At 62.1% G+C, this 1,932-nt stretch carries 2 protein-coding genes; both read right to left on the reverse strand.

Translation table 11 applies throughout. The annotated features are described in order from the left end of the window. Positions 1 to 111: 111 nt before the first annotated feature. Positions 112 to 1,029, reverse strand: coding sequence for a carbohydrate ABC transporter permease (locus AC5RWX_RS32830; protein WP_494100349.1), 918 nt, complete (start codon positions 1,027 to 1,029; stop codon positions 112 to 114). Next, positions 1,026 to 1,928 (reverse strand): carbohydrate ABC transporter permease, encoded by a 903-nt coding sequence (locus tag AC5RWX_RS32835; protein ID WP_494100350.1) that lies wholly within the window; start codon positions 1,926 to 1,928, stop codon positions 1,026 to 1,028. Before AC5RWX_RS32835 ends, AC5RWX_RS32830 begins: the two co-directional genes overlap by 4 nt. Positions 1,929 to 1,932: the final 4 nt, after the last annotated feature.

Genomic DNA, 1,932 nt, shown 5'->3' on the forward strand with positions numbered 1-1,932 from the left:
GGAGGGTTTCGGAGAACAGCGCGAAGCGGTTGACCGGGACGGGTCCGTGGTGGCTTGGGGCGGGTGTGGTGCTGTCCATGACGCTCATTTTCTGTATCGGCTTCCGGGCGGTCAGCCCTTGAGGCCCTGGGTGGAGACGCCTTCAACAATGTACCGCTGGAACACCAGGAAGAAGATCAGCACCGGCAGGAGGGCCAGGACGGACATGGCGATCATTGCACCGTAGTCCGAGCTCTGGGTCTGGTCCACGAAAAGTCGCAGGGCCAGGGGCAGCGGGTACTTGTCCGGGGTGTTCAGGTAGAGCAGCGGGCCCAGGAAGTCATTCCAGCTCCAGATGAAGGAGAAGATCGACGTGGAGATCAGGGCCGGCTTCATCAGCGGCAGCATGATGGAGGTGAAGATCCGGACGTGGCCGGCGCCGTCGATCCTGGCGGCCTCGTCCAGCTCACCCGGCAGGTTGCGCATGAACTGGACCATCAGGAAGACGAAGAACGCATCGGCGGCCAGGAACTTGCCGATTAGCAGCGGCACGTACGTGTCCACCAGGCCAAGCTGCTGGAACACGATGTACTGCGGGATGATCACCACGTGGAACGGCAGGAGCAGGGTTGCGATCATCATGCCGAAGAACACACTGCGGCCGGGGAACTTGATCCTGGCGAACGCGTAGGCCGAGACACTGGCGGACAGGATGGTTCCCACCACGGCACCGATATCCAGGACCAGCGAGATGGTGAAGAACTGCAGGGTGGACACGCCACCAATGCCTTCCATCGCCGTGACGAAGTTGTCGAAGCTGAAGTTGTTGGACCACAGCGAGGTGTTGGCCCCGCCGATTTCCGAGTTGGGCTTGAAGGACGAGGCGATCATCCACAGGCCCGGGTAGAGGACCACTGCCGTCAGGGCGAGGGCAACGACGTGGAAGACGGTGCTCTTGGCGCGCTTGGCCGTTACTGACTCGGACTTGGGGTTGTAGTGCGCAAGCTGTGCGTCCGGAAGGGACTGTGTGGGCGTTGCCGTGCTTGTCATTTTGCATCACCGCTGTAGTGGACCCAGGACTTGGAGGTGCGGAAGAAGATCAGGGTAATGATGCCGACGACGATCACCAGCAGCCAGGCCATCGCCGAGGCGTAGCCCATCCGGAAGTCGCTGAAGCCCCGCAGGTACAGGTAGAGGGTGTAGAAGAGGGTGGAGCCGGCCGGGCCGCCTTCACCGTTGGAGATGATGTAGGCCGAGGCGAAGATCTGGAATGCGTGGATGGTTTCCATCAACAGGTTGAAGAAGATCACCGGGGAGAGCATGGGCCAAGTGATGTTGAAGAACTTCCGGATCGGGCCGGCACCGTCCATGGACGCAGCTTCATAGAGATCGGCCGGGATCTGCTTCAGGCCGGCGAGGAAGATCACCATCGGCGCGCCGAACTGCCAGACGGTCAACAGGATGAACATCGGCATGGTCATGGAGGGGTTGCCCACCCAGCCGCCGAGGTTGATCCCAAAGAAGGACAGGCCCTGGTCCACCGGGCCGGCATCGCCGAACATCGCTTTCCAGACGATGGCGATGGACACGGACGCGCCGATCAGGGACGGGGCATAGAACGCGGAGCGGTAGAAACCCTGGCCGCGGCGCTTGCTGTTCAGCAGCATCGCCACCGCCAGTGCTGCTGCCAGTTTCAACGGGGTGCCGAAGACGACATAGCCCACGGTGACCCCCACCGACTGCAGGAACCGTTCGTCCTGGAAGAGGGAGGTGTAGTTGTCCAGGCCGATCCACTTGGGCGGCTCGAACAGGTTGTAGTTGGTAAAGGACAGGTAGAGCGAGGAAATCATGGGCCCAACAGTGAGGGCAATGAATCCCAGCAGCCAGGGCAGCAGGAAGGTGTAGCCGGCACGGGCATCCGCTCCCCGCTGCCGCGACTTGCGCGGCAGCGGG

Source organism: Arthrobacter sp. SPT-J7 (genome assembly GCF_059089965.1).

What these genes read in the sequence shown, in the direction of transcription:
- AC5RWX_RS32830 (WP_494100349.1), bottom strand. Translation starts at nt 1,029, where the DNA reads ATGACAAGCACGGCAACGCCCACACAGTCCCTTCCGGACGCACAGCTT.